Origin of the sequence: Mycobacterium sp. 050272, assembly GCF_039023525.1 — a bacterium.
Classification (GTDB): Bacteria; Actinomycetota; Actinomycetes; order Mycobacteriales; family Mycobacteriaceae; genus Mycobacterium.
Genome location: NZ_JBCHKV010000006.1, coordinates 196,217 through 215,979, shown reverse-complemented (window position 1 = coordinate 215,979; position 19,763 = coordinate 196,217). Strand labels below are relative to the sequence as shown.

The window sequence follows — 19,763 nt, the reverse complement described above, 5'->3', positions numbered from 1 at the left end:
CAGGAGAGAGTGTGAGCAAACAGCTCAAGGGCACTGTCTGGCGCCTGGCCGCGTTCCTGACGGTCTCCACCCTCGGCATGTTCGCCCTGCTGGCGATCTTCGCGGAATTCCGGTTCGAGGAGGGGAAGGCTTACTTCGCCCAGTTCAGCAACGTGTCCAACATGAGAAAAGGCAGCATCGTACGCGTCGCCGGGGTCGAGGTCGGCAAGGTGCGCGGCATCTCGGTGAATCGGGATTCGACCGTACGAGTCGAGTTCTCGGCGGAAAACTCGGTGATCCTCACCGAGGGAAGCCGGGCGGTGATCAGGTATGACAACCTGTTCGGCGACCGCTACCTGGCACTTGAAGAAGGGGCCGGGGGGGTCAAGACACTGCAGCCCGGTGACACGATTCCGCTGGCCCGCACCGAACCCGCGCTGGATCTGGATGCAGTGATCGGCGGCTTCCAGCCGCTGTTCCGGGCGCTGGACCCCGATCAGGTCAACGCGCTCACCGGCCAACTGATCCAAGCATTTCAGGGCCAGGGTGACACTATCGGATCATTTCTGAACCAGGCCGCGGCACTGACCAACACATTAGCCGACCGCGATCAGCTGTTCGGGCAAGTGATCACCAACCTCAACGTGGTCCTCGGGTCGCTCGGCGACCAGTCTGACCAGCTCGACAAGGCGGTCACCTCCCTGTCGGGCCTGATCGACGGACTGGCCGGGCGCAAGAAGGACATCGCCAACGCAGTGGCCCACACCAACGCGGCCGCCGGTTCGGTCGCCGATCTCTTCTCTCAAGTCAGGGAGCCGTTCCAGAAAGTCGTGCACGAGACCGACCGGGCCGCCGGCATCGTGCTCGCCGATCACGACTACTTCGACAACATCCTCAACACGCTGCCGGACAAGTACAAAGCCCTTGCGCGGCAAGGGATTTACGGTGACTTCTTCAGCTTCTACCTGTGCGACTTGATCTTGAAGCTCAACGGGAAAGGGGGGCAACCGGTGTATGTCAAGGTGGCCGGCCAGAGCACCGGGCGGTGCGCGCCGAAATGAAATCCTTCTCCGAACGCAACACCCCGCTCATCGGGGCCATCGGCCTCGCTGCAGTCACGGTCATCGTGCTGGCCGCACTCAACTTCCAGAAACTGCCCTTCCTGAACCAGGCCAACGAGTACTCGGCCTACTTCGCCGATGCCGGCGGACTGCACACCGGCGCCTCGGTCGATATCTCCGGCTACCCCGCTGGAAAAGTGTCCAGCATCGAACTCGACGGAACACGCGTGCTCGTCAAGTTCACCGTCGACAACACAATCCATCTCGGGGAGCGCACCGAGGCGGCGATCAAAACCAAGAGCCTTCTGGGCAGCAAGGTCCTCGACGTCATCTCGCGCGGCGACGGTGAACTCACCGCCACGATCCCGATGGAGCGGACCGTGTCGCCCTATCAGTTACCCGACGCCCTTGGCGACCTGGCCACCACGATCAGCGGGCTGAACACCAACCAGCTGTCGGACTCGCTGGCCACCTTGGCCCAAACGTTTTCCGGCACCGCGCCGGAGCTGAGAAACGCGGTGCAAGGAGTTGCCCGGTTCTCCCAGACACTCAACGAACGCGACGCGCAGCTACGCAACCTACTGGCCAACGCCAGAAAAGCCACAGCAGTACTGGCCCAGCGCACCGATCAGATCGTCACTCTGGTCAGGAACACCAATGCGTTGCTGGGTGAACTCCAAACCCAATCCAACGCGATCGATGAGATCTGGAACAACATCACGGCAGTCGCCCAACAACTCAAGGGGTTCATCGCCGAGAACCGTCAGCAGCTGCGCCCAGCGCTGGACAAGCTCAACGGGGTGCTGACCATCGTGGACAACCGCAAGGAGCGCCTCCAGGACGCGATCAAGCGGCTCAATGCCTACGCACTTTCCCTAGGTGAAGCCGTTTCGTCGGGCCCGTTCTTCAAGGCATACCTGGCGAACCTGCTTCCCGGCCAGTTCGTGCAGCCCTTCGTCGATGCAGCGTTCTCCGATCTCGGGCTCGACCCGGCCACCCTGCCGCCCTCCCAGCGCATCGACCCGCCCACCGGCCAGCCGGCAACCCCCGCATTGCCGGTGCCCTACCCCCGGACCGGGCAAGGCGGCGAACCGCGACTGAACCTGCCCGACGCGATCACGGGAAAGCCGGGTGATCCGCGCTATCCGTACCGGGAACCCCTACCGGCTCCGCCGCCCGGAGGGCCCCCGCCCGGACCGCCCGCACCGCCGCCACCCGGCATGCAAAACACGCCCGAGCCGACACCCTCCCCGGTCTACGTGCCGGCACCGGGTGAAGCGCCGCCCGCACAACCTGGGGGACAGCCATGACCCGGCCGCGTCTCATCCGCGCCGCCACGGCGATCGTCCTCGCGGCGATCCTGGTCGGCGGGCTGTTCGCCGCCCTCGGCCGCACCGGCCCGGCGGCGAAGACCACAGTGATCGCCTTCTTCCAGAACAGCAACGGTCTGTTCGCCGGCGACGATGTGCGCATCCTGGGTGTGCCCGTCGGGCGCGTCGCCAAGATCGAACCCCAACCACAGCGGGTCAAGGTCACCTTCTGGATCGACCGCAAATATTCGGTTCCCGCCGACGCCAAGGCGGTCATCCTCTCGCCCCAGCTGGTCACCGGGCGCGCCATCCAGCTGACCCCCGCCTACACCAGTGGACCCGTGATTCGGGACGGCGCGGTGATCCCGCAGGACCGCACGGCGGTCCCGGTCGAGTGGGACGACTTCCGCGCGCAGGTCGAGCGGCTGACCGAACTGCTCCGGCCGACCCAGCCCGGCGGCGTCAGCACACTGGGCGCGTTCATCAACACGGCGGCCGAAAACCTGCGCGGCCAAGGTGCCAACATCCGCGACACCATCATCAAGCTGTCGCAGGCGCTGTCGGCCCTCGGCGACCACAGCGACGACATCTTCTCCACCCTGAAGAACCTCGCGACACTGGTGTCGGCGTTGCACGACAGCAGCGGGCTGCTCACCCAGCTCAACGACAACCTGGCCGCCGTCACAGGGCTGTTGGCCGACGATCCCGACAAAGTCGGCCGCGCAACCAACACGCTCAACGGTGTGGTCGCCGACGTGCAGAGCTTCGCCGCAGAAAATCGTGATGCTCTGGGCGGCGCATCGGACAAGTTGGCCTCGGTCACCACCGCGATGGTCGACAGCCTCGACGACATCAAACAAACACTGCACATCTTGCCCTCGACGCTGCAGAACTTCATCTTCATCTACGAACCGGCCGGCGGCACGATGACCGGTGCCATCGCGGTCAACAACTTCGCCGACCCGATCAGTTTCCTGTGCGGTGCGATCCAGGCAGCCTCCCGTCTGGGCGCCGAACAGGCTTCGAAACTGTGCGTGCAGTACCTCGCGCCGATCGTGAAGAACCGCCAGTACAACTTCCCGCCACTGGGCGAAAACCTCATCGTCGGGGCATCGGCAAGGCCCAACGAGGTCACCTACAGCGAGGACTGGATGCGACCCGACTACGTGCCGCCCCCCGTCGCGGCGGCCGCGCCCCACCCGCCCGAACCTGCGCCGCTGCCCGCCGAGGCCGCCGCGCCGCCCATGCCAGTGGCGACTAACCCATCCGATGGCCTTTCCGGCCTCATGGTCCCGGCCGGAGGCGGCTCATGACAGCGCGTCGATTTGCCCGCGTCGCGGTGAAACTGCTTATCACCCTCGCGCTGGCCACACTTCCCGGTTGCGGCTGGCGCGGGCTGAACTCGCTTCCCCTACCTGGAACCGAGGGCTCCGGCCCGGGCTCCTTCGTCGTGCAGGCACAGATGCCCGATGTCAGCAACATCCAACCGAACTCCCGGGTCCAGGTGGGTGACGTGACCGTCGGCACCGTGAGCAGGATCGAGCGTCAAGGATGGCACGCGTTGGTGACCATGCGGCTCAACGCCGACGTCGACCTGCCCGCCAACGCGACCGCCAAGCTCGGCCAAACCAGCCTGCTGGGGTCGCTGCACCTTGAACTCGCCCCGCCGGCGGACACGCCACCGGAAGGGAAGTTGCACGAGGGCTCCCTGATCCCTTTGGCGCACGCAGGAGCCTACCCGACCACCGAGCAGACCCTGGCCGCGATCTCCATGCTGCTCAACGGCGGCGGAGTGGGGCAGATCCAAGACATCACCCGGGCGTTTTCCACCGCACTCCGGGGACGAGAACACGACCTGCGCAGCATGATCGAACAACTCGACAGATTCGCCACCCTCACCAATGACCAAACCAGCGACATCATCGCCGCCACCGACAGCCTCAACAACCTGGCCGGCAAGTTCGCCGACAACAAACCCGTCCTCGATACCGCGCTGCGCAAGATCCCCGACGCGCTGGTCGAACTACACAACGAGCGGGACAACCTCATCGAGGCGGCCGATCAGCTCGGCAAGTTCAGCGCACTGACGGTCGACTCGGTCAACCAGACCAAAGCGAATCTGGTCAGGGAACTCAAGGACATGGGGCCAGTGTTGGAATCGCTGGCCAACGCCGGGCCCAGTCTGACACGTGCCCTGAGTCTTTACACGACCTATCCGTTCCCAAATGAAACGCTTGAGAAGTGGATGCGCGGCGACTACGGCAACCTGAGCCTGATCGTCGACCTCACGCTCAGCCGCATCGACTCCGCACTCTTCACCGGCACGCGGTGGGAGGGCAACCTCACCGAACTGGAGCTGCAATGGGGCCGCACAGTCGGCCAACTGCCCAGCCCCTACACCCAAGCCAACCCGCTGATCATTCCGTACCGTTGGGATCAGGGACCCTAAATGTATCTGCACAAACGTGTAAAGGTTCAGCTGGCCATCTTGACCGTGCTCGCGCTCGTCGCGATGTCGCTGATGACGCTGCACTTCATGAAACTTCCCGCCAAACTCTTCGGTATCGGCCGGTACACGGTGACGATGGAACTGCCGCAAACCGGCGGGCTGTATGCGACCGGTAACGTCACCTACCGCGGCACCGAAGTGGGGCGGGTAGAGTCGGTGCACCTCACCGACACCGGCGTGGCAGCGGTGCTGTCGCTCAAATCCGGCATCGACATTCCCTCCGACGTCAAAGCCGAGGTGCACAGCCAGTCGGCGATTGGGGAACAGTACGTCGACCTGTTGCCCCGCAGCGACGCCGCGCCGCCGTTGAAAAACGGCGACGTCATCGCGCTGCGCGACACCTCCGTGCCACCCGACATCAACAAACTGCTCGCCGCGGTCAACACCGGCTTGCGGGCGATCCCGCGGGACAACCTCAACACCGCCATAAACGAGGCATACACCGCAGTAGGCGGGCTGGGCCCCGAACTCGCCCGGCTGGTCAGGGCCTCCACCCAGTTGTCGATCGACGCCCGCACCAACCTCGACTCACTGACGTCGTTAATCGACCAGTCCCGACCGGTGCTGGACTCACAGACCCAGACCTCCGATTCGATCCAGGCATGGGCGGCCAACCTGGCCACGGTCACCGCTGAACTGCAAACCCACGACAACGCGGTGGCGGGAATCATCGACCACGGCGGCCCTGCGGCCGGCGAGCTGCGACAACTCTTCGAGCGATTCCAGCCCACCTTGCCGATCCTGCTGTCCAACCTGGTCAGTGTCGGCCAAGTCGCCCTCACCTACCGAAATGACATCGAAGAACTGCTGGTGCTGCTGCCGCAAGCGGCCGCGATCCGCGCTGGCAGTGTTGTCGCCAATGCCAACACCAAGCAGGACTACCGTGGCGAGTACATCAGCTTCAACCTCAACATCAACCTCCCACCGGCCTGCACCACCGGGTTCTTACCCGCCCAGCAGCGGCGTCCCCCGTCCTTCGAGGACAGCCCCGAACGCCCCGCCGGCGACCTGTACTGCCGGGTGCCCCAGGATTCGCCGTTCAACGTACGCGGAGCGCGCAACATCCCCTGCGAGACCGTTCCCGGCAAACGCGCACCCACGGTGAGAATGTGCGAAAGCGACGAACAGTATGTACCGCTCAACGACGGCTTCAACTGGAAGGGCGACCCCAACGCCACCCTGTCCGGGCAGGACATCCCCCAGGGAGCTCCCGGATCACCGCCGACCGGAACCCCGCCTCCCGCTGCCGCGAGCCCACCCCCACCACCCGTAGCGGCCGCCCAGTACGACCCCGCCACGGGCACCTACATCGGACCCGATGGTAGGCAATACACCCAATCCGACCTCGCCCAGACCGGCCCGAAGGAGAAGACGTGGCAGACGATGCTGACACCGCCGGGCAGCTGAGAACCACCGGCCGCACCTCGACGCTCATACCGGATGAACACGGCGACTTTTCACCCATCGGCCCGGACCCGACGCATGACGGCGATGCCGGCATCGCCGATGACAGCACCGCGCCCGACGGCGAGGACACACCCACCGCACCCCCGGACGAACCGAAGGCGACCCGCTCGCCGCTGCGGGCCGCGATGCTGGTAGGGGTCACCGCCATCGCGGCGCTGGCGACGCTGGCGGGATGGCTGGGATTTCGTCTGCACCATCTGCAACAGGCGCAGACCCAGCGAAATGTGTATGTGCAGGTGGGCAAGCAGGCGGCGCTGAACCTGACGACGATCGATTGGCAGCACGCGGACGACGATGTGCGCCGCATCATCGACGGCGCGACCGGGCAGTTCTACGACGACTTCACCAAACGATCACAGCCGTTCATCGCCGTGGTCAAACAGACCAAATCGACCACCGTAGGCACCGTCACCGAGGCCGCGCTGGAGTCCGAAACCGCCGGCACCGCCCAGGTACTGGTCGCCGTGTCGGTCAAGACGTCGAACGCCGAAGTGCCCGACCAACAGCCACGGGCCTGGCGGATGCGCATCTCCGTGCAGCAAGTCGGCGACCAGGCCAAGGTCTCCAACGTGGAGTTCGTGCCATGAGGTGGCCCAAGCCGCGTCGTACCGGCGATCCCACCGACACCGACCCGGCCCAGGAAACACCCACCGCGACCGAGGACGACGCCAAGCGCACGCCGCCGACGGCGCGACGACGTATCCGCTGGTCAGCTGTGTTCGCCTACGGGATACTGCCAGCCCTCGCACTGGTGCTCGGCGCAGCCGCCGGCGGGCTGAAATGGCAGGTTGGTTCCCTGCGTGAGGCCCAGCTGGCCGTCGCCGAGTCCGTGCGGGCCGCCACCGACGGGACAATCTCGATGCTGTCCTACAAGCCCGGCACTGCCGAGAAAGATCTGACCGCCGCCCAAAACCGACTGACAGGACAATTCAAGGATTCCTATGCCTCGCTAACACATGACGTGGTGATCCCCGGGGCCAGGCAAAAGCAGATCTCCGCGGTCGCCAACGTTCCGGCCGCGGCGTCGGTGTCGGCCACCGCCAACCACGCCGTCGTCCTTGTTTTCGTCAACCAGACCGTCATCGTCGGCAGGGACGCACCCACCAGCACCACCTCCTGCGTGCGAGTGACGCTGGACAAACACGATGGCCGATGGCTCATTTCCCAATTCGAGCCGATTTAGCCAACATGATCGGGGTTCCACTCACAGCACCACGCAGCATTCAGACCGTCTGCATGGCGATGTGCTGCGCGGCAGCGCTCGGTGTGGCCACCGCGCACGCGCCTGCCGCGCATGCAGACTCGGTGGCCTATCTGGTCAACGTGACCGTGCGGCCCGGCTACGGCTTTGCGAACGCCGACGCAGCCTTAAGCTACGGTTACGGCATTTGCGACAAGGTGTCCAGCGGCGAAGGCTACGGGCAGCTTATCGGCGATCTGCAGGCTGATTTCCACACCGCCGACGACTATCAGGCCTCCTATCTGATCACCCAGTCGGTCAACGAACTCTGCCCGGCGTTGATCTGGCAACTCAGGAACTCCGCTGCACATGACCGCCCGCCGCCCTCTAGAGACGACGGCTGACATCGAGGAGATCAACATGCGGCAGTTGCTGTTGACCGTGCCGGCCGTGGTGAGCGTCGCCGTCGGTGCTGTGATTGGCGCGCCGATCGCACAGGGCGACAACAAACGACTCAACGACGCGGTCGTCGCCAACGTGTACACCATTCAGCATCAGGCAGGCTGCACCAACGACGTCACGATCAACCCGCAACTGCAACGTGCCGCCGAATGGCACACCCGGGATGTGCTGAACAATCGCGACCTCGACAGTGATATCGGGTCTGACGGTTCGACGCCGCAAGACCGCGCCAAGGCAGCCGGTTTCCAGGGTCGGGTGGCCGAAACGGTGGCGATCAATCCGGCCCTAGCGATCAGCGGTGTGGAGTTGATTAGCCGGTGGTATGACAACCCGGCATTTCTCGCCATCATGTCCGATTGCGCCCATACTCACATCGGCGTGTGGTCGGAGAACGGTTTCGACCGCACCGTGGTGGTCGCCGTCTACGGGTAGCCAGAGTGGGCCAGCTCCCGCAGATCGAAGCGAAGCGGCTACATCGGCCGTCGGCCTCACCACTGGTCAGGTTATTCATGATGAGTTTGACTCACATCAGCAGCACCCGTTGGGCACTCCGGCGGATCGGCCATCGCAGAGGATTGCCGGTGATCATTGGCTGGGCCACCATGTGGTGACGGTGTCGCACATCGGTCGTACGCGGTGCTCGGCCGCCAACAGTGCCAGATGGGCCAGTGTTTCACCGTTGGCGGCGCGACGCATGAAGTTGGGTACTTGCGCCCAGGGCCGCGACCACCCCAGTCCGGTGGTGATCTGCCAGCAGGTTGACCCAGGGCAGTCGGTCACCACGCGTTCGATCTCACCAAGGCGCGTGCGGTGATGGGTGAGGAGTTCGTCCAGCCTGGTTGTGAACGCGTCGAAGCGGTATTCGTGGGCGGGAAGCACCTCGTCGGGTTGGTAACCGCGCAGTTTGGTCAGCGAGGCGAGGAAGTCGGCGAGGGGATTGGCGGGTTGCTGGGGATGCACGGAGATGTTCGGGGTGATCCGCGGCAACACGCAATCGCCGGTCAGCATCAGCCTGCGGTCGGGCTCCGCGAAGCAGAGATGCCCGGGCGAATGGCCGGGCGTCCAGATCGCGCGCAGGTTCCAGCCCGGCAACGGGAGACGATCGCCATCGTCGATGAACCGGTCGGGTTCGGCCTGCCGGACGAACTGTCGGATTCCAAGTGACGCCGAGCTCAGTTCGTCCAACTCGGTCTCAGGCACCCCGCAGTCCATCAGCAGGTCTCGCATACTCGTCACGAGAGGTTCCACCTCGCCGTAGCGCGTCGGCAACACCGCGGCATCTGCCGGGTGCACCCCGACCCATGCTCCGGAATGCTCACGCACCCGACCAGCCAATCCGTAGTGGTCGGGGTGGACGTGCGTGATCAGCACCGCGGAGACGTCGGTGATGTCGCATCCGGCCTTGGACAGTCCCTCGACGAGCGCCGTCCACGCTTCTTCGGTGTCCCAGCCGGCGTCGACAATGGCGACCCCGTCAGGCAGCTCGAAGGCATATACCAGCACGTATCGCAGCGGATTATCTGGGATCGGCACCGGGATCGACCACAATCCCGGCCGCACCTGCTCGACCGGCGGCAGCACGCCGTCTACCCAGGCCTGCCGCTGAACGGCCCCCGGCGCCTCGGCCATGGCTGTGTTCCTCCTGTCGAGGTTCCGACGCCCACCGTCACCCGGGACAAATGTTACTCATTGTTCACAATCCCCCAGCACGCCCCTAGCTGGCTGCTATGCCGAGGACCGCGTGTCCCATGGCGGCCAGACGGGCAGCGACCCGCTCGGCGGGCAAGCCGGTCTCGCGGTAGTGAAGGATCGACTGGATCGCGCCGATTGCGCCATGGACGACCGCGCGGACATCGGCCTCGTCGAGCTCCGCGCGCAACTCCGCGACCACGTGCACCCATTCCTCGAGATACAGTCGCTGCTTGCGGCGCAGGCGGCGTCGCTGCTCATCGGACAAGTTGTGCAACTCGCGGTAATAGACGATCGCCAGCTCCCGGTCGTTGATCACCAGCGAGACATGGTCGGCGACCAGCGCGGTCAACGCCTCGCGCTCATCGCGAGCCTGGTCCACGATGGACGAGGCCCGCTCCAGCAGCGCGTCGATCACCCGCTCGAACAGCGACGCGAGCACGGCGGCCTTGCTGTCGAAATGCCGGTAGATTCCCGGTCCCACGATTCCGGCCGCCACACCGAGATCCGTCATCGACACGGCGTGATAGCCTCGCTCGGCGATGAGTCCGGCGGCCGCGGCAAGGATACGCTCACGACGTTCGCCGCCCCGCGTCCGTTGAGTAACGATCGCCCCGCTCACTGTCCGCTCCTCTCGAGTGGCCGCATCCAGCGTCGCCTGCTTCTGTCCTGAACTGTCCCGGCGCCGCCGCCGTCTAGCACCGATGCTAACAGTGGTTAACATGCCGACGGCGCGGGTGATGAACGGTTCCACGGGGCAGACCACCGCAACCGAGCCCCGCGACGTGTTCGTCGGCTCGGCCGCCAGGGGCCGGCACGCCCATCCGGTCGGCGATCACGGGGATGGTCGGTCTGGGCGCTGGCTTTCGGTCGCCGCGGGCGAGCTGGGAAGGCGCCCTTACTCCTCGGGCAGGATCAGGGACCAGAAGCGCGACTGGCGATCGTTGGTCAGGCTCATGTAAACGTGTTTGGCTTCGGTGAAATCGAGGAATCCGTCGTCGCCGAGTTCGCGGCCGAGGCCGCTTTGCCGGTACCCGCCGAACGGTGCGTCGGGGCGCAACTGGTGGTGGTCATTGATCCAGACCGTACCGGCGCGCAAGCGGCGGCTGATTTTGTAGGCGTTGACCATGTTGGTGGACCACACCGTCGCCGCCAAGCCGTAAATCGTGTCGTTGGCCAGGCGCACCGCGTCGTCGACGGAGTCGTACCCGATGACCGAGAGCACCGGGCCGAAAAGCTCCTGACGGGCGATCGGCATGTCGTTGTCGACGTTGTGGATCACCGTCGGCTGGAAGAAGTAGCCGTCGCCGATTTCGGCACGACGACCACCACACGCCACAGTGGCGCCGGCGACTGCGGCATCGTTGACGACGCGCTCCAGCTCGGCAACCTTGTCGGCCGAGATCACCGGGCCGAGGTCGGTCTGCGGGTTGCGCGTGTCTCCGAGTCTGATCGTGGCGGCCCGCCGCACCAGCCGGTCGATGAGTTCCTTTTCCCGCCCGCGTGGCACGAAGACCCGGCTGCCCGCTTCACAGCACTGCCCGGCGTAGAAGTTGACGCCGAACAGCACGCCGTCCACGACGAGATCGAAGTCGGCGTCCGGCAGGATGACCGACGGCGACTTTCCGCCGAGCTCTAGGGTGACGTTCTTCAACGTCTGTGCAGCCCCGGCGGCGACGCTGCGCCCAACCCCGGTGCTGCCGGTGAACGTGACATGGTCCACCAGAGCACTTTCGACGAGGTATTGGCCCACTTCGATGTCCCCGGTGACGACGTTGAACTGCCCGGGGGGAAGATCGGTGCGCGACAACGCGTCAGCCAGCAGCATCGCCGACAGCGGCGTGCGCGGGTTGGGCTTGAGCACGACGCTGTTGCCCATCAGCAGCGCGGGAATGACCTTCCACACGGCCAACAAGAGCGGGAAGTTGAAGGGGGTGATGGCCGCGACGACGCCCTCGGGTTCCCGCACGACGTGGCTGACGCTGAACGGCGGCGAATGGAACCCCAATGGCTGCTCCAGTCGCAGGCTCGGGGCCACATCGAGGAAATGCTGGCTGTGGGCCAAGGCGAATCCGACATGCAGAGCGCTTGCCGTCTTGATCGGTGACCCGCATTCAGCGATTTCCGCGTCCAGGAGGGTGTCCTGGTTTTCCACCAGGTAGTCGACGGCCGGCTGCAGCGCTCGGACCCTGCTCCGCACGTCCAGGCCGGCCCAGGAGCCCTCATCGAAGGCCGTGCGGGCACAGGCGACCGCCGCCTCGACGTCGGCGATCCCTCCGTCGGCGACATCGCCGACGACGGAGGCGGTGGCCGGATCGATGACCTCTCTGCGTTTGCCACTGACGGCGGGACGCCACGTCCCGCCGATGTATTGCTCGAAGCGCCATCGCACATCGGATTTCACCGGTGCTGTCATTGTCATCTTGGGTCTCGCTTTGCTGGTTGTAAGACGGGTCTGGTCAACTGGCGACGAGCTGTCAATCGCGGTAGCGAATTGTGATCGCGTGTTCGGGGCACGCCTGTGCGCCTTCCTCTGCTTCTTTGACCAACTCCGGCGGAACGGGATTGAGGATGACGACAGACTTTCCTTCGTCGTCCAACTCGTAAACCGCTGGCGCCAGTGAGTGGCAGCGGGCATGGCCCATGCACCGGCCGAGGTCGACGGTGACCTCTGCGGATTTGCTGGTCACGGGATTCCTCACGACCCGGCCTCGAAGATCACCGGCAAAGACTTCACGCCCCAGGTGTCACCGGTGTGCCACACCGGTGGCTTCTCGGGATGCAGCCGGTATTCGGGTGTGCCACGCCGGAACATCTCCTCCAGCAGCACTTTGATCTCCTTGCGCGCAACATGGGCGCCCAGGCAGCGATGAATGCCCGAACCGAACCCGACGTGGCGGTTGGGTTTGCGATCCGCCACGAACTCGTTGGGATTGACGAACTCCTCGGGGTCCCGGTTCGCCGACGGCCACAACAGAAGCAGGCGATCGTCCTTGCTGAGGTTCTGCCCAGCGAACTCGCACGGCTCGGTGACGGTTCGAGCCAGACCAGGCACCGGGGAGATGTATCGGATCAGCTCTTCGATGGCAACGTCGAGTGCTTGCGAGTCCTCGATTCGCGCTTTGATCGCCTCGCGAATCGAGCGGTCCGTCGCGAACAGCTGCAACATCCGGCCGATCGCGCTCGCCGTGGTGTCGAATCCCGCGGGCACCAGCAGCAGGCAGAAGCCCAGGATTTCTTCATCGGTCAGCTTTATGCCCTCGACGTGCGCCTGATCCAGCTCACTGATCAGGTCATCACCGTGGCCATTCTCCCGGAGCTTCGTGAGCAGCCCGGCGAAGTAGGTCATCAGCCCCAGGCCCGCCGTGGCGGCTTTCTCGTGCTTCTGTTCGTCGGAGTCGTCCGGATCCGGCTGCAGCATCTGCACGGCGAGTTCATACATCTTCTCGCTGTCCTGCTTTGGGATTCCGAGGAAGAGCTCAAGGATGACCCGCAGTGGAAGCTGGACCGCGACCTCTTTGGCGAGGTCGACGTCGCGCTTGCCCTCGATGTTGTCGAGCAGTTCGGTAACGAGTGACCGGATCTGCCCGTCCATTTCCTCGACCCGCTTGGGGCTGAATCGCTGGCCCACCAGGGCGCGGTAGTTGGCATGGCCGGGGGGATCCGCCTCGATGGGAATCATCGGGACGGGATTGCCGAACGGCGGTATCGTCACCGGAAACGACGAGAACCGCTCGGGGGTGTGCGCAGCGTCGTAGACGTCACGATAGGTGGAGAAGGCGTAGAAGCCGCCGTGTTCGACGGAGTGCCCGACCGGGCACGCCTCGCGCATCCGTTCATAGATTGCCAGTCGGTGGCGCTGGACCTCCCGGTCGTGCATGCTCAGATGCTCGATGAACTTGTCAGCCGCGTCGGCGTCGAGCCGGGTGGGTCGTTCATCATCGATGTTGAGCTCATGTGTCGTCATTGTTGAATTCGCTCCAATCTTCACGAATGGCTATGAATGGCTATGGGTGTTACGTGGTAACGCGTGGAGGCTGCCGCCGAGACAGACTCGCGTCGCCCGGGCGGAACCACCTCTTCGGCTCGGCGGCTAGTCGTCGGACAGGATGACCAGCCCGCGGATGTTGCGACCCGCGAGCATGGCCTCGTACCCGTCGTTGATCTGATCAAGCGAGTAGGTGTTGGTCACCAGTTCATCGAGCTTCAATTTGCCGGATTGATAGAGGTCGATCAGCTGGGGAATGTCGGAGAACGGGTTTGAGCTGCCGTACACGGTGCCGAGGATCTGCCGCTCGAACATCACGACGTCGAAGGGAGCGATGGGCAGGCGGTCGGCGCCGGCGGGGGGCACGGCGACCAGGACGGCGCGTCCGGCTTTCCCCAGCGCCTGCAGCGCCTGCGCCAGGATCGCCTCGGTCAGAACGCCGGGCGTGGCGATGGACACGTCGGCCCCCCTGTTCCAGGTGGCCTCGAGGACCGCCTCGACCGGATCGACGGCGTTCGGGTCCACGACGTGCGTCGCGCCGAACACCTCGTAGGCGAGTTTGCGCTTGACCTCGTCCGGTTCGACGGCCACGACGACGCGGGCACCGGACGTCGCAGCCCCCTGGATCGCGTTCATGCCGATTCCGCCGGCGCCCCAAACGACCACGGATTCACCGGGCCGCACCTTCGCCTTGTTGACCGCCGCCCCGTAGCCGGTGGGCACGCCGCACCCGATCAGGGCTGCGGTGCGCAGCGGAACGCTCTGATCGATCTTCACCACCGACACATCAGGCACCACCGTGTGCTCGGCAAACGTTCCCAGCAAGCACATCTGGCCAGCGCCTTGCTCTCCGACGTGGAATCGATAAGTCCCGTCGAGCTGCGGACCGGCCAGGATGCTGGCACCCAGGTCGCACAGATTGGAGTGTCCGGTCGCACATGAGCGGCAGTGCCCGCACGCGGGGATGAAGGACAACACCACATGGTCGCCCGGTTCGACCGACGTGACCTCGGCGCCGATCTCTTCGATGACACCGGCCCCTTCGTGGCCGCCGATCACCGGATACGGCATCGGAAGATCGCCCGTTACCAGGTGGTAGTCGCTGTGACAGAGGCCGGTTGCGGCTAGGCGCACCCTCACCTCATGCGGGCCCGGCGGGTCGAGATCCACCTCCTGCACCTTGAACTGCTCGTTTTGCCCATGGAGCACTGCCGCCCGAGTCTTCACGAAACTCCCTTCGTCGACACAACCACACCGAACACCCATCCACGCCGCGACGCCGGCTACCCGAACACGCGTGTCGAATCGAAGGCCCGTCGTCGTTGTCGGTATGTGACACAAGCCGCCGTTGATGTGACTCATGTCATTGAGTATGATGATCATACGTCATATCCACATCGCTGACAAGAATGGAATCTCCAGACTTTGCCCGTACCGCTGATTGCCAGCGCAAAGTTTCGGCCAGTTTACCGAGCAAGGAGCCAGGAGTTTTGGATGCCGGACGGGGTCGAACAGATCGAAGAGGTACCTAAATAACATGATGAAAATTAGCCTCCCCTCGCGGTCACAGGCATCGCCTGACGGCCCTGAAGGGGGCGGCCCGGCTGGTCAGCGGACGACGAGGTCGGCGTGACGCACACCTTCGCCCCCGGCGGCGAGGCCCGCGCACGGATCGCTGTCGTCGGCGCGGGGCCCGCCGGCTTGTACGCGGTGACCGAACTTGTGGAGTCGAGTCACCTGGTGCACATAGACGTGTTCGAACGGTTGCCCTCGCCGTTCGGGCTCGTCAGGTACGGAGTCGCGCCGGACAACCAGAAGATCAAGTCGGTCACCCGCGTTCTGGGCGCACCCTTCGCCCATTCAGCCACGGTCCGTTTTCTGGGAAACGTTTCCTTCAGCCGTGATATCAGCCGAGACGAGTTGCGACAATGTTACGACGCCGTCATCTACGCGTTCGGCGCCGAAGACGGCCGAGTGCTGGACATACCCGGTAGCCGCCTGCCGGGCAGCTTTGCGGCCAAAGAATTCGTCGGCTGGTATTCCGGACATCCCAACGCTGCTGAGCACAACTTCCCGTTGCACGGTCGGGGCGTGGCCGTGGTCGGGGCCGGCAACGTCGCCCTCGACGTCGCGCGAGTGCTCGCGCGCAGCGCCGAGGAAATCGCCGCCACCGACGTGCCCGACCGGGTCGTCACCGCACTTCGCTCCAGCCGCATCACCGACATCTATCTGCTGTGCCGACGTGGCCCCGCCCAGATGAAGTTCACACCGGTGGAACTTCGCGAACTCGGCGAGCTATCCAACGCCGACCTCATCATCGATCCGACCGAATTGGCGTTGAGCGAAAGCGAGCGAGCGTTGCTGTCGGGAAAGCCCCAGCTCGAACGCATGATTTCAACGCTGCGGCAGTGGGCGGATCGGCCGCTGCAGGGCAAACCGAGAAGACTGCACCTGCGATTCCTCCGAAGCCCCGCCGCTATCCTCGGCGACGATCATGTCAATGGCGTGGTCGTCGAACGCAACGAACTGACCGACGACGGCCGGGCGCGCGGTTCGGGCCAATACGAGATCCTCGACGTGAACCTGGTGCTGCATGCCGTCGGCTACCGCGTGCATCCAATCGCCGACTTGCCCTACGACAGCGGCACGCAAACCATCCGCAACCACGGGGGCCGCCTTATGGACGAACAGGGCGATGTCCTGCCGGGCGAGTACGTGACCGGATGGGCCAAGCGTGGCCCCAGTGGGGTGATCGGCACCAATCGGGCCGACGCCGCCGAGACCGTCAAGAACCTGCTCGCCGACCTGCCCGACCTCGCACCGCCGAGATACGACCCCCACCGGACGGTCATCGAACTGCTAGAGCATCGCGGGGTCGAGGTCGTGGACTGGGCGGGATGGCGGCGGCTGGACTCCCACGAAATTCAGGCGGGTGAGCGCCGAGGAAGCCCCCGGGTCAAGACCCCGGATCTGGCCGCCATGCTCGATCGCGCCCAACCCCTGGCCCGCGAGGCCCGAAGGACGCCGGGGCCGGCACCCCGAGCCCGGCCGGGCGAACACGACGATGACCCGGACGTATCCAGTGGTGTGCCCGAGAGCCCACCGAAACCGCACGCACAGTCGGCATCCCAACCCAGGTCCACAACACAGTCTCTGCGAAGGAGCTAAGACATGATCGACCGACACATTCCTTGGATGCAGCCCAGCTCAGCCCCGGCCCGGTTCCGTGAGATGGGCGTGTGGGGCGACCAGACGATCGCGGACGTCGTCGACGACCACGCACGACGGCATCCCGAAAAGACCGCGGTCATCGATTCCCGCGAAAGGCTGACATACGGCGAACTCAGGGACCTGTCGCTGTGCCTTGCGCGGGTCCTGCTCGATCACGGTATCGGGCCCGGCGATCCAGTCGCCATCCACCTCCCCGGCTGCGTCTTGCTGCCGGCGCTGCACCTGGCGTGCAACAGGGTCGGCGCGCTGTTTCTGCCGGTCAGCACCGGCTGGCGCGGCGCTGAGCTGCGGTCCCTGCTGGGCACGGTGCGGGCGCCGATGCTGATCGTCCTCAACGACAATGGTGGCTTCGACTACCTCGGCCTGGCAGAGACGCTGCGTGACGGGTTACCCGACCTCGAACACGTGTTGACGGCCCGAGGCGGTGCGCTGGAATCGCTGGCTGCTGACGCGGCGCCCTTGACCCCAGCCGAGCTCGACCAGCATCGCCCGAGCCCCGACGCCCCCGCACACGTCATGTCCTCGTCGGGAACGACGGGTATCCCCAAGGCGTCGGTGTGGAGTTCCAACGACCTGGTCGCCCTGCTGGTCCACCACATGGGCCGTCGTCTCCACATCGGCCCCGGCGACGTCGCCGCCGCCATCGCGCCGGCCAGCACGGGCTCGACCGGCTACGTCTTCCCCGTGCTGGCACCGCTGCTCGTCGGCGCGACGACCGCGCTGTTGGAAACCTGGAAGCCGCGGGCCGCGCTGGACCTGATCATCCGGGAACAGTGCACCTACGCGACCGCCGTGCCCACTCAGATGATCATGATGCTGGACCTCCCACTCGAGCAGTACGACCTGTCGCACTTCACCCGGTTCAACAACGCGGGCGCCCCGCTGCCCCCGGCCACCGCGCGCGACCTCGAAACACGGATGGGCTGCCGCGTGCAAACCATTTACGGGGCCACCGACGGGGGAGTGCCCGCCATCACATCGATCGACGATCCAGACGAGCTACGCCACGCCACCGTCGGCTCGGTCTGTCCCGGTGTCGAGGTTGTGCTGGTCGGTGCGGACGGCAACCCCGTGCCGCCCGGTGACGCGGGTGAACTGTGCTGGCGTGGGCCGAACAAGTCCTACGGCTATCTCAACGAGCCCGACTACGACCGGCAGGCGTGGGACGGTGAGGGTTTCTTCCACTCCGGTGACGTCGGTGAGCTCGACGACCGTGGATACCTCCGCATCGTGGGGCGCATCAAGGACATGATCTTGCGGGGAGGCACCAACATCTTCCCGCGGGAAGTCGAGGAGCTGCTGCTCGAGCACCCTGACGTGGCCGGCGTTGCGATCGTGGGAATCCCCGATGAGCGGCTCGGTGAGCGGGCCTGCGCCGCAGTGGTGCCCGCTTCAGCCACTCCGCCCCGGCTCGACGATCTGTGCGCGTTTCTGCTCGGCCGCCAGCTCGCCAAGGCCAAGCTCCCCGAAAGGCTCATCGTCCTCGATGAGCTGCCCACCAACGCCGGTGGAAAGGTCGACAAAGGGCTCATTCGAAACCTCGCAATCAAGGACCTGGCAGCTCACGCACGTAACGAAGACCCAACCCCGGCTCACCATCGGCCGTCCGCGGCAGGTGTGCTGGCCGACACCGCGCCGTCAACCGCAGATCGCGCAGCTGAGGGAACGGCATGAGCGATCAGACCGGCCCGCTGTCCGGGGTGCGCGTGCTGGATCTGTCCGCGCTGGCCCCAGGGCCTTTTGCCACCATGCTGCTCGGCGACCTCGGCGCGGAGGTGATCACGGTGGAGGCCCCGGCCGCAGCGCGAAGCGGCAGCGGACTTGGCGAGTTACCCGGTTACGGCGGCGAGCGGGCACGCCGACAGGGCATCAACCCGCTGTATCGCTCCCGACGATCACTCGTGCTGGACCTCAAGCAACCGCAAGCCCTGGAGATCGCCCTGCGACTGGTGCAGCGCAGTGACGTCTTCGTCGAGGGGTTCCGGCCGGGAACCTGCGAGCGGCTCGGATTGGGCTATGACACCGTCGCCGCGCGAAACCCGGGAATCGTCTATTGCTCGCTGACCGGCTACGGGCAATCCGGGGAGCTGGCGATGCGCGCCGGACACGATCTGAACTACATCGCCGAATCGGGCCTGCTGTCGGCGACGACACGCGATGGCCAGCGTCCGGGCATACCCGTCAACGTGGTGGCCGACTTCGCCGCAGGAGGTTTGCTCGCGGCGTTCGGCATCCTGGCTGGCCTGCTGGGCCGCCAGGCCAGCGGCCGGGGGACTCACGTCGACGTGTCGATGTATGAGGGGCTGCTCGGCCTGCTGCAGGTGGTGCAGTCGTGGACGCGGGCCTCCGCGCCGGACCCGTCGTGGGGTCGGGGCCTGCTGTCGGGGGCGGTGCCCTTCTATGACTGCTATCGCACGGCCGACGGGCAGTGGCTGTCGGTGGCCTCCCTGGAGCCGAAGTTTTTCTCCAACCTCTGCACAGCACTGGGCCGCCCCGACCTGATCCCCGCCTATGCCGACCAGTCTCGATGGGGCGAGCTGCGGGCCGCATTCGAGCAGACCTTCTCCGCTGCCTCCCTCGCGGAATGGCTGGCCCGACTCGACGAGGTCGACACCGCTGTGGCTCCCGTGAGGTCGCTGCCCGACGCGTTCGACGCAGCGCAGCGCAGAGGATTGTTAGACGCGCCGGGTGCGGTTGGCCCGCTGCCGCGCATGAGCGCGTGGAAGCCAACCGCGGGATCGGTCGTCACCCGGCCCGGTCAGCACACCCGCGAGATTCTCGATGAGATCGGCCTTTCCCGGGACGAGATCGAAACGCTGCTGACGGCCGGCGCGGTCATGGAGTGACCTCGGCGACAACTCAACGCAGACGAGGATGATTATTGTAA

General features: G+C 65.4%; 17 protein-coding genes and 1 pseudogene. 12 read left to right on the top strand and 6 right to left on the bottom strand.

Going from position 1 to position 19,763, the window contains the following annotated elements; all coding sequences use genetic code 11:
• Positions 1 to 11: 11 nt before the first annotated feature.
• From AAHS21_RS15185 to AAHS21_RS15145, 9 genes and pseudogenes are all read left to right on the top strand, one after another.
• Positions 12 to 1,040, top strand: coding sequence for a virulence factor Mce family protein (locus AAHS21_RS15185; protein WP_342928441.1), 1,029 nt, complete (start codon positions 12 to 14; stop codon positions 1,038 to 1,040).
• On the top strand, positions 1,037 to 2,350 hold the full coding sequence (locus tag AAHS21_RS15180; RefSeq protein WP_342928440.1) for an MCE family protein: 1,314 nt from the start codon (positions 1,037 to 1,039) through the stop codon (positions 2,348 to 2,350). The genes AAHS21_RS15185 and AAHS21_RS15180 overlap by 4 nt, the downstream gene beginning before the upstream one ends.
• Positions 2,347 to 3,663, top strand: a complete 1,317-nt coding sequence (locus AAHS21_RS15175) for a virulence factor Mce family protein (protein WP_342928439.1) — start codon at positions 2,347 to 2,349, stop codon at positions 3,661 to 3,663. The genes AAHS21_RS15180 and AAHS21_RS15175 overlap by 4 nt, the downstream gene beginning before the upstream one ends.
• The gene (locus AAHS21_RS15170) at positions 3,660 to 4,799 is read left to right on the top strand and encodes a virulence factor Mce family protein (RefSeq protein WP_342928438.1); all 1,140 of its coding nucleotides are present in this window, start codon (positions 3,660 to 3,662) and stop codon (positions 4,797 to 4,799) included. Before AAHS21_RS15175 ends, AAHS21_RS15170 begins: the two co-directional genes overlap by 4 nt.
• A complete protein-coding gene (locus AAHS21_RS15165; RefSeq protein WP_342928437.1) occupies positions 4,800 to 6,266 on the top strand; it encodes an MlaD family protein in 1,467 nt (488 codons plus the stop codon).
• Complete coding sequence (locus AAHS21_RS15160) at positions 6,233 to 6,913, top strand: Mce protein (RefSeq protein WP_342928436.1); 681 nt, start codon at positions 6,233 to 6,235, stop codon at positions 6,911 to 6,913. The genes AAHS21_RS15165 and AAHS21_RS15160 overlap by 34 nt, the downstream gene beginning before the upstream one ends.
• Entirely contained in the window at positions 6,910 to 7,509 is a 600-nt protein-coding gene (locus AAHS21_RS15155) for a hypothetical protein (protein WP_342928435.1), read from the top strand. The genes AAHS21_RS15160 and AAHS21_RS15155 overlap by 4 nt, the downstream gene beginning before the upstream one ends.
• 53 nt (positions 7,510 to 7,562) lie before the next feature.
• Positions 7,563 to 7,910, top strand: a complete 348-nt coding sequence (locus AAHS21_RS15150; protein ID WP_342928517.1) for a DUF732 domain-containing protein — start codon at positions 7,563 to 7,565, stop codon at positions 7,908 to 7,910.
• 16 nt (positions 7,911 to 7,926) lie between these two features.
• Positions 7,927 to 8,397, top strand: a pseudogene (locus AAHS21_RS15145) (CAP domain-containing protein); the annotation flags it as partial.
• 156 nt (positions 8,398 to 8,553) lie between these two features.
• On the opposite strand, the gene AAHS21_RS15140 reads toward AAHS21_RS15145, so the two are convergent.
• From AAHS21_RS15140 to AAHS21_RS15115, 6 genes are all read right to left on the bottom strand, one after another.
• On the bottom strand, positions 8,554 to 9,597 hold the full coding sequence (locus AAHS21_RS15140) for an MBL fold metallo-hydrolase (RefSeq protein ID WP_342928434.1): 1,044 nt from the start codon (positions 9,595 to 9,597) through the stop codon (positions 8,554 to 8,556).
• 85 nt (positions 9,598 to 9,682) lie between these two features.
• On the bottom strand, positions 9,683 to 10,279 hold the full coding sequence (locus tag AAHS21_RS15135; RefSeq protein ID WP_342928433.1) for a TetR/AcrR family transcriptional regulator: 597 nt from the start codon (positions 10,277 to 10,279) through the stop codon (positions 9,683 to 9,685).
• A 276-nt stretch (positions 10,280 to 10,555) separates the two neighbouring features.
• Positions 10,556 to 12,079, bottom strand: a complete 1,524-nt coding sequence (locus tag AAHS21_RS15130) for an aldehyde dehydrogenase family protein (protein WP_342928432.1) — start codon at positions 12,077 to 12,079, stop codon at positions 10,556 to 10,558.
• A gap of 55 nt (positions 12,080 to 12,134) precedes the next feature.
• Positions 12,135 to 12,347 carry a ferredoxin gene (locus tag AAHS21_RS15125; protein ID WP_342928431.1) on the bottom strand — a complete coding sequence of 71 codons (213 nt, stop codon included), beginning with the start codon at positions 12,345 to 12,347 and terminating at the stop codon, positions 12,135 to 12,137.
• An 8-nt stretch (positions 12,348 to 12,355) separates the two neighbouring features.
• On the bottom strand, positions 12,356 to 13,624 hold the full coding sequence (locus tag AAHS21_RS15120) for a cytochrome P450 (RefSeq protein ID WP_342928430.1): 1,269 nt from the start codon (positions 13,622 to 13,624) through the stop codon (positions 12,356 to 12,358).
• 126 nt (positions 13,625 to 13,750) lie between these two features.
• Complete coding sequence (locus tag AAHS21_RS15115; protein WP_342928429.1) at positions 13,751 to 14,872, bottom strand: NDMA-dependent alcohol dehydrogenase; 1,122 nt, start codon at positions 14,870 to 14,872, stop codon at positions 13,751 to 13,753.
• A 402-nt stretch (positions 14,873 to 15,274) separates the two neighbouring features.
• On the opposite strand from AAHS21_RS15115, the gene AAHS21_RS15110 reads away from it, so the two are divergent.
• Genes AAHS21_RS15110 through AAHS21_RS15100 form a run of 3 tightly spaced genes read left to right on the top strand, consistent with a single transcriptional unit; the run spans position 15,275 to position 19,722 of the window.
• Entirely contained in the window at positions 15,275 to 16,813 is a 1,539-nt protein-coding gene (locus tag AAHS21_RS15110) for an FAD-dependent oxidoreductase (protein WP_342928428.1), read from the top strand.
• Positions 16,814 to 16,816: 3 nt separating this feature from the next.
• Complete coding sequence (locus tag AAHS21_RS15105) at positions 16,817 to 18,550, top strand: AMP-binding protein (RefSeq protein ID WP_342928427.1); 1,734 nt, start codon at positions 16,817 to 16,819, stop codon at positions 18,548 to 18,550.
• On the top strand, positions 18,547 to 19,722 hold the full coding sequence (locus AAHS21_RS15100; RefSeq protein ID WP_342928426.1) for a CaiB/BaiF CoA-transferase family protein: 1,176 nt from the start codon (positions 18,547 to 18,549) through the stop codon (positions 19,720 to 19,722). The genes AAHS21_RS15105 and AAHS21_RS15100 overlap by 4 nt, the downstream gene beginning before the upstream one ends.
• Positions 19,723 to 19,763: the final 41 nt, after the last annotated feature.